Origin of the sequence: Massilia sp. DD77, assembly GCF_036961685.1 — a bacterium.
Lineage (GTDB): Bacteria > Pseudomonadota > Gammaproteobacteria > Burkholderiales > Burkholderiaceae_D > Telluria.
This window is the reverse complement of sequence record NZ_JBAMDH010000048.1, coordinates 22,223-29,797: the sequence shown is the minus strand read 5'-3', so window position 1 is coordinate 29,797 and position 7,575 is coordinate 22,223. Positions and strand designations below refer to the sequence as shown.

General features: G+C 67.7%; 6 protein-coding genes. 5 read left to right on the top strand and 1 reads right to left on the bottom strand.

Annotated features, from left to right (window positions below):
* Positions 1-109 precede the first annotated feature (109 nt).
* Positions 110-1,180: a 3-deoxy-7-phosphoheptulonate synthase gene (locus V7778_RS22490; protein WP_335559425.1), complete on the bottom strand. Its 1,071-nt coding sequence runs from the start codon at positions 1,178-1,180 to the stop codon at positions 110-112.
* Between the two features lie 158 nt (positions 1,181-1,338).
* Here V7778_RS22490 and ybiB point away from each other — a divergent pair, with 158 nt between their 5' ends.
* From ybiB to V7778_RS22465, 5 genes are all read left to right on the top strand, one after another.
* Positions 1,339-2,298, top strand: a complete 960-nt coding sequence (gene ybiB / locus V7778_RS22485; RefSeq protein ID WP_335559423.1) for a DNA-binding protein YbiB — start codon at positions 1,339-1,341, stop codon at positions 2,296-2,298.
* A gap of 439 nt (positions 2,299-2,737) precedes the next feature.
* Complete coding sequence (locus tag V7778_RS22480) at positions 2,738-3,274, top strand: DUF4402 domain-containing protein (RefSeq protein ID WP_335559421.1); 537 nt, start codon at positions 2,738-2,740, stop codon at positions 3,272-3,274.
* A gap of 28 nt (positions 3,275-3,302) precedes the next feature.
* A complete protein-coding gene (locus V7778_RS22475; protein WP_335559419.1) occupies positions 3,303-3,824 on the top strand; it encodes a DUF4402 domain-containing protein in 522 nt (173 codons plus the stop codon).
* A 9-nt stretch (positions 3,825-3,833) separates the two neighbouring features.
* A complete protein-coding gene (locus V7778_RS22470) occupies positions 3,834-4,700 on the top strand; it encodes a fimbrial biogenesis chaperone (protein WP_335559417.1) in 867 nt (288 codons plus the stop codon).
* A gap of 38 nt (positions 4,701-4,738) precedes the next feature.
* The gene (locus V7778_RS22465) at positions 4,739-7,354 is read left to right on the top strand and encodes a carboxypeptidase-like regulatory domain-containing protein (protein ID WP_335559415.1); all 2,616 of its coding nucleotides are present in this window, start codon (positions 4,739-4,741) and stop codon (positions 7,352-7,354) included.
* The last annotated feature ends 221 nt before the right edge of the window (positions 7,355-7,575 follow it).

The window sequence follows — 7,575 nt, the reverse complement described above, 5'->3', positions numbered from 1 at the left end:
GTGGGAATTTGACATCGTTTCGAGCAAAAACGATGCGGTGCGTAGCGCATGCGCAGGTCGAACGCGTCGGCGGCAATGCCGCCAACCCTAGGTAATACGGTGTCGGCGATCAGGCCGCCTTCGGCCGCTGCAACAACTCCTGGTGCGCGCTGCGCAGCATCGCTTCCGTCTCTTCCCACCCGATGCACCCATCCGTCACCGAGCAGCCGTACTTCAGCTGCGACAGGTCTTCCGGAATCGGCTGGCTCCCCGACACGATATTCGATTCGATCATCACCCCCACCAGCGACCGGTTGCCATGGCGGATCTGCTGGATCACGTCCGACATCACCAGCGGCTGCAGTTCCGGCTTCTTGTAGCTGTTCGCATGCGAGCAGTCCACCACCAGGTTGGCCGGCAGGCCCGCCTTCTTGAGCGCGCCCTCGGCGATCGCCACCGACACCGAATCGTAGTTCGGACGGCCGCCGCCGCCGCGCAGCACCACGTGGCCGTAGGCGTTGCCGCTGGTGCGCACGATCGACACCGTGCCCTGGCCGTTGATGCCCAGGAAGGCGTGCGGGTTGGCCGAGGACAGCACGGCATTGACCGCGATGCTGACGTCGCCGTCGGTGCCGTTCTTGAAGCCGACCGGGGTCGACAGGCCCGAGGACATCTCGCGGTGGGTCTGCGATTCGGTGGTGCGCGCGCCGATCGCGGTCCAGGCGATCAGGTCGCCCAGGTACTGCGGCGAGATCGGGTCCAGCGCCTCGGTCGCGGTCGGCAAGCCGAGTTCGCACACGTCCAGCAGGAACTGGCGCGCGCGCTCCATGCCGACGTCGACGCGGAAGGAGTCGTCCATGAACGGATCGTTGATATAGCCCTTCCAGCCGGTGGTGGTGCGCGGCTTCTCGAAATACACCCGCATCACCAGCACCATGGTGTCCGCCACCTCGGCCTGCAGCGCCTTCAGGCGGCGCGCATAATCCAGGCCCGCTTCCGGATCGTGGATCGAGCAGGGGCCGACCACGACGAACAGGCGATCGTCCTTGCGGTCGAGGATGTTGCGCAGGGTTTCGCGGCCCTGCATCACGGTGGTGAAGGCGCGGTCGGTCAGCGGCAGCTTGGCGTGCAGCTCGACCGGGGTCGGCATCTGCGCGAAGGAGCTGACGTTGGAGTTTTCAATGGCGGGCGTAACGATCATCGTGCTCATGGTGCGAATCAATGTTTTCTTTAGGGGGTTGACCAGTGTAGACGCAAATTGCTGCACTTGCACACCCCCCATGTGAAATTCCGGCCGGCGGCCAGGCTGAGCTGGGCGGACGCAGGCAGCCGGGTCGCGTTCCCGTGTATCCTGTTGCCATGAACACGGACATCGACAGCTTTGCCGCCGCCCCCTTCATCAAGGAAATCGGCCGCGGCGTGAAGGGCGCGCGCAGCATGTCGCGCGAAGACGCGCGCCGCCTCTACGGCGCCATGCTGGACGGCCGGGTCTCCGACCTGGAGCTGGGTGCGATCCTGCTGGCCATGCGCATCAAGGGCGAATCGGTGGAAGAGCTGGCCGGCTTCATGGACGCGGCCGAAGCCTCGTTCGCGCCGCTGCCGGCGCCCCCCGGGCCCTTCGCTCCCGTCCTGATCCCCAGCTACAACGGCGCGCGCAAGCTGGCCAACCTGACGCCCCTGCTGGCCCTGCTGCTGGCGCGCGAAGGCGTGCCGGTGCTGGTGCACGGCGTACGCACCGACCCGGGAAGGGTGACCACGGCCGAGATCCTGGCCGAACTCGGCCTGGCCGAAGCCGGCTCCACGGCCGACATGCTGGACGCCTTCGCGGCCGGCCGCCCGGCCTTCCTGCCGATCGAGCGCCTGGCGCCGGAGCTGGCGCACCAGCTCTCGCTGCGCCGCATCCTCGGCGTGCGCAATTCGACCCACACCCTGGTCAAGATCCTCCAGCCTTTCGAGGGACCGGCGCTGCGCCTGGTCTCCTATACCCACCCCGAGTACCTCGCGACCCTGGGCGACTACTTCGGCGGCGCCGCACCCTCCGAGCGGGGCGACGCCTTCCTGATGCGCGGGACCGAGGGCGAGACGGTGGCCAATCCGCACCGCGCCCAGCAGATCGACTGGTTCCACGCAGGCGTGCGCACCCTGCTGGTCGAGCGCGACGCCCCCGCCGACGAACTGGCCCAGGTACCCGACACGCGCGACGCCGCCGCGACCGCCGCCTGGATCGCCCGCGCACTGGCGGGCGAGGCACCTGTGCCGCGTCCAATCGCCGCCCAGGTGGCCCAGTGCGTGCAGGTGGCGCGCGCATTGCGGACCTGAAAAGCGCCGTCTTTTTCTTTTCCCTGTCGTAGCTTGGTGTGGCTTGTCGCGCCCAGGCTACGCTTCCGTTGGTTCGCAACAACGTCACTGCCGCCTAGAGCCTGTCAACTAGTACTTTTATTAAAGTTGAGGGTCTAGCATGTCGAAACTACATTTCCATAGATATTGGTTATTAATGACTAAATTCATCTTATGAGAAGATGGAATCACCCATGCAAGGATGACGAATAGGCAATTTGTTTGCGCTAAGGCAAGAATCTTTCAGTAAGTTCTTCGTAAGAAATGTGATTTTCTACAAGAAAGTGGCTATTATTTTTCCGCAACATAGCAAAACGATACCGAGCAGCAATATCTATTGTTATCAAGAAGATACTCTGATTGGGTCGTGAGAAAAATTTCCGGCGCACGCCGGTTTGCCAATTTCTGAAGGATGACCAGAATGACCAAGCAATTCCGCTTCACTTCCAACCGTCTGGCGCTCGCCACCCTGGCCCTGGCTGCCGCCGCTGCCGCCGGCAGCGTGCACGCCGCCGTCGCCACCGCTACCTCGACCAGCACCGTGGTGGCCCCGATCGCGATCACCAAGACTGCCGACCTGTCCTTCGGTAACTTCGCACCGGGCGCCGCGCCAGGTTCGGTGACCGTGAGCCCGAATAACGCACGCGCCGTCAGCGGCGGCGTGACCGCCATGGCGGGCACCATCACGGCTGCCCAGTTCGACGTGACCGGCCAGACCGGCATGGGCTACTCGATCACCCTGGGCGGCTCGACCAGCCTGACCTCGGGCGCGGACACCATGGCCTTCGCCACCGTGAGCGACCTGACTGCCAGCGCGATCACTTCGGGCAACGTCAGCACCGGCACCCTGACCGCGGGCGCGCAGACCATCTTCGTCGGCGGCGTGCTGACCGTGGCTGCCAACCAGCCGGCCGGCACCTACACCGGCACCGTGACCGCCACCGTCGAGTACAACTAAGGCGCTGCGGCGGCGTCGGAGCCCGATCGTGCAAGGACGCCGCCACCATGCTGCTCCGCGCGCCGGCCTCGTGCCGGCGCTCCCGCTCCCGCTCCCGCCGCTACTCTTCTTGTTGCTGGTGCTGGGCGCATCCGGCGCGCAGGCCCAGCAGATCGTGCTCGGGACCACGCGCAACCTCGACTTCGGCCGTTTCGTGGCCGGCAGCGGCGGCACCATCACCATCAGTCCCACCGGCGCCCGTTCGCGCACCGGGGGCGTCATCCTGCTCAACTCCCCAAGCGCGGTCCAGGCCGGTTTTAGTGTCGGCAGGAATGGTAACGGCGGCTACAATAAGGGTGTGATCATTTCGATGCCGAGCAATGGCCAGATCCGGCTCAGCAACGGCAGCAACAGCATGGCCGTGAGCGGCTTCACCAGTTCGCCGTCGAACATGGCCACGCTGCCGCCGAATGGCATGTCGCTGTCGGTGGGCGCCACCCTGACCGTGGCGCCGAACCAGGCCCCAGGCACCTACAGCGGATCGTTTTCGCTGACTGTCAATTTTCAGTAGGACTTCATCATGCTTCACCCGCAGCGCCTCTCGCCGTTTTCCCTGTTCTCCTTCCAGCGCCTGTCCGCCGCACTGCTCGGTCTCTGTCTAGTGGCGCTGGGCTTGCCCGCCCAGGCCGAACTGATGCTGCATCCGACCCGCATCGTGTTCGAGAAGAACCAGCGCGCCGCCCAGATCGAGCTGATCAACAACGGCACGAAGCCGGCCAGCTACCGCATCGCCCTGGTCAACCGCCGCATGACCGAAGCCGGCCAGTTCGAAGCGGCCGACACGCCGGCGGCCGGCGAACGCTTCGCCGACAGCATGCTGCGCTATTCGCCGCGCCAGATCACGCTGCAGCCGGGCACCGCCCAGACCGTGCGCATCATGCTGCGCAAACCAGCCGAACTGGCCGAGGGCGAATACCGCTCGCACCTGCTGTTCGACAAGCTGCCCGACGCGGAAGGCGAGGCCAGCATCGAACAGCGCGGCGAGAACAGCCGCATCGGCGTGGTCATGAACGCTTTGGTCGGCGCCTCGGTGCCGGTGATCGTGCGCCACGGCGCGGTGGACGCGAGCGTCAAGCTGGCCGGCCTCGCCGTGCAATACGACGCCACCCGCCGTCCGCTGCTGGCCATGCGCTTCGAGCGCGAAGGCGGCAGCTCGGTGTACGGCGACGTGAACGTCAGCTTCACCTCGCGCGGCGGCAAGACTCACACCGTGGCCCAGGTCGGCGGCATCGCCGTCTACACCCCGAACCGGGTGCGCCAGGCCGCGCTGCCGCTGCAGCTGCCGCCGGGCGTCAACCTGGCCGGCGGCACCCTCGAGGTGGTCTTCCGCGAACGTCCGGAAGCGGGCGGCAAGCAGCTGGCCCAGGCCAGCCTGGCGCTGCCTTGATGCGCCGCCGGTAATCCAGGCGCGGCAGCATGCGGAGGATGCGGACGGCCAGTCTGGCGGCGGCGCTGCTGCTGTCCGTGCTGCCGCCTGTGCTCGCCCCGCAGGCCCAGGCCGCGCCGGCGCAGAAGCTCGACGCCAACCTGGTCCTGCTCGAGGTCCGCCTCGGCAACCAGCTGCTGTCCGACGCCGTCACCGGCTACGAGATCGGACGCGACGTCTACCTGCCGCTGGGCGAGATGGCGCGCCTGCTGACCCTGGCCATCCGGGTCGTGCCGGGCGAGGGCAGGGCCAGCGGCTACATCCTGAGCGAGGAGCGCGGCTTCAGCCTCGACGTGCCGGGCCGCGTGGCCGACATCGAAGGACGGCGCGAGGAACTCGACCGCGCCCGGTTCAAGCTGCAATCCGACGACATCTACGTGGCCAGCAAGCTGATGGCGCGCTGGCTGCCGGTCGACCTCGACCTCGACATGTCCAGCCTGGCGCTCAAGGTGCGCCCGCGCGAACAGCTGCCGATGCAGGCGCGCCTGGCGCGGCGCGAGCGCGGCAGCCAGCCCGGCACGCCCGGCGGCTATATCGACCCCGGCTATCCGCGCCTGTCCACGCCTTACCGCCTGGCGGACACGCCCTTCATCGACCAGACCCTGAGCCTGTCGACCAGCAAGACCGGCGGCCGGCGCCAGACCGAGGCCGCCTACGCGGCCTACCTGACGACCGACCTGGCCGGCATGGAAGCGGCCCTGTATGCGAGCCGCAACCGGCACGATCCCGACGCCGGCCTGCGCCTGACCCTGGGCCGCCACGATCCCGACGCCGGCCTGCTCGGCCCGCTGCAGGCGCGCACCGCGCTGTTCGGCAGCGTCCAGGTTCCCGGCATGGCGAACGTGGCCGCGAGCAGCCCGACCGGGAACGGCGCGGTGCTCAGCAACCGTCCGCTCAACCAGCCCACCAGCTTCGACCGCCACACCCTGCAGGGCGCGCTGCCGCCGGGCTGGGACGTCGAGCTGTACTACAACGACGCCCTGGTCGGCCTCCAGCAATCGCGCGGCGACGGCAAGTACAGCTTCGAGGACCAGCCGCTGGCCTATGGTCCCAACGAATTCCGCCTGGTGTTCCACGGCCCGCTGGGCCAGCTGCGCGTCGAGCGCCAGAGTTTTTTGCTCGAACATTCGGCGGTGCCGCGCGGCGCGCTGTACTACGACCTGGCCGCGCACCGCGACCGCTTCGGCCAGCAACGCGCGCTGGCGCAGTTCGAATGGGGCGCGAGCGACTGGCTCAACGCCACCGGCGGCTGGCAGCGCCTGGCCCTGCCGGACGGCGCGCAGCGCAGCTACGCCAACCTGGGCCTGCGCAGCTACTGGAAGGGCATGATCGGCACCCTGGATGCGGTCCAGGGCGACGATGGCGGCAAGCTGGCCCAGCTGGGCGTCAAGACCCGCCTGGGCCAGGTGGCGCTGACGGCCAGCCGCGCCAGGCTGGACAAGTTCAGCAGCGAATTCTTCATGCCCGGCGCCGACCCGGTGCGCACGCGCGATGAGGTGCGCGCCGAGGGCGTGATCGCGCCCGGCGGCGCCAGCTTCTATCCGCTGGCGCTGCAGCTGCGCCACGACCGCCTGGCCTCGGGCGTGCGCAACATCGACCTGCAGGGGCGGGTGGCGGCCTACCGCGACGGCATCGCCCTCAGCAACACCCTGCGCTGGCAGTCGCTGGGCGGTCAGGATCTGGCGGACGGCCTGTTCCAGGTGAGCCGCCGGGTGGCCGGGATCGGCCTGACCGGCCAGCTGCAATACCTGATCGCGCCCGACGCCGGCCTGGGCAGCGCGGCGGTGGCGGCCGACACCACCCTGAGCGACGGCTACCTACTGAACCTGGGCCTGACCCGCGTGTTCCAGGACCGCGAGCTGCGCCTGACCGGGGCCCTGAACAAGAGCCTGGGCAGCTATGGCCTGGGCGTGAACGCCTTCTACTCGAACCGCCACGAATACGGACTGGGCGTGCAGTTCTTCATGGCCATGGGCTGGGAACCGCGCGCCATGCGCCTGAGCACGGACGCGCAGCCGATGGCGAACATGGGCGCCGCCTCGATCCGCGTCTTCCTCGACAAGAACCTGAACGGCCTGATGGACGAGGCGGACGAGCCCATCGCCGGCGCCGGCTTTACCGTGAACGGCGCGAACTACCTCACGCGCACCGACGCCGCCGGCCTGGCCTACCTGGCGCGCCTGCCGGCCCACCAGCACACCGACATCGGCGTCGATCCCGGCACGCTCGACGACCCCCAATGGCAGCCAAGCGTCCCCGGCGTGCGCATCGTGCCGCGCCCGGGCAAGGTCAGCCAGATCGAGTTCCCCGTTGCCGTGACGGGCGAGGTGGACGGCACCACCTACCTGTACGCCAACGGCGCCCGGCGCGCGATCGGCGACCTGCGCCTGGAAGTGGTGGACAGCAAGCGCAAGGTGGTGGCCAGCACGGTCAGCGCGGCGGACGGGTATTACGTGATCACCGGCGTCTTCCCGGGCGACTACTTCCTGCGGGTGGCCCCGGACCAGCTCAAGCGGCTGGGGCTGACGGATACGGGGATGCACCTCATCACCATCGGGCGGGAGGGGACGGTGTTGAATGGGCGGGATCTGGATGTGAGGGAGGGGGATGGGTAGGCGTTGTTGGTACGCATCGGAACTTGGGTTCCCGCCTTCGCGGGAATGACGTGCTGAGGATGCATGGTGCAAGCAAGTTTCGTAGTCCGCATCCTTAAAACCGTCATTCCCGCGAAGGCGGGAACCCAAGTTTGCCCGCAAACCTCCAGCCCTGAGCTCTATCGCACACCTCACTGAACCGTATACAATGGCCGGTTTGGCGACCCGCACCCCCACCCCAG

Excerpts from the sequence above, each read along its gene's own strand:
- V7778_RS22490 (WP_335559425.1), bottom strand. The coding sequence starts at position 1,180 with ATGATCGTTACGCCCGCCATTGAAAACTCCAACGTCAGCTCCTTCGCG.
- ybiB (WP_335559423.1), top strand. The coding sequence starts at position 1,339 with ATGAACACGGACATCGACAGCTTTGCCGCCGCCCCCTTCATCAAGGAA.
- V7778_RS22480 (WP_335559421.1), top strand. The coding sequence starts at position 2,738 with ATGACCAAGCAATTCCGCTTCACTTCCAACCGTCTGGCGCTCGCCACC.
- V7778_RS22470 (WP_335559417.1), top strand. The coding sequence starts at position 3,834 with ATGCTTCACCCGCAGCGCCTCTCGCCGTTTTCCCTGTTCTCCTTCCAG.
- V7778_RS22465 (WP_335559415.1), top strand. The coding sequence starts at position 4,739 with ATGCGGACGGCCAGTCTGGCGGCGGCGCTGCTGCTGTCCGTGCTGCCG.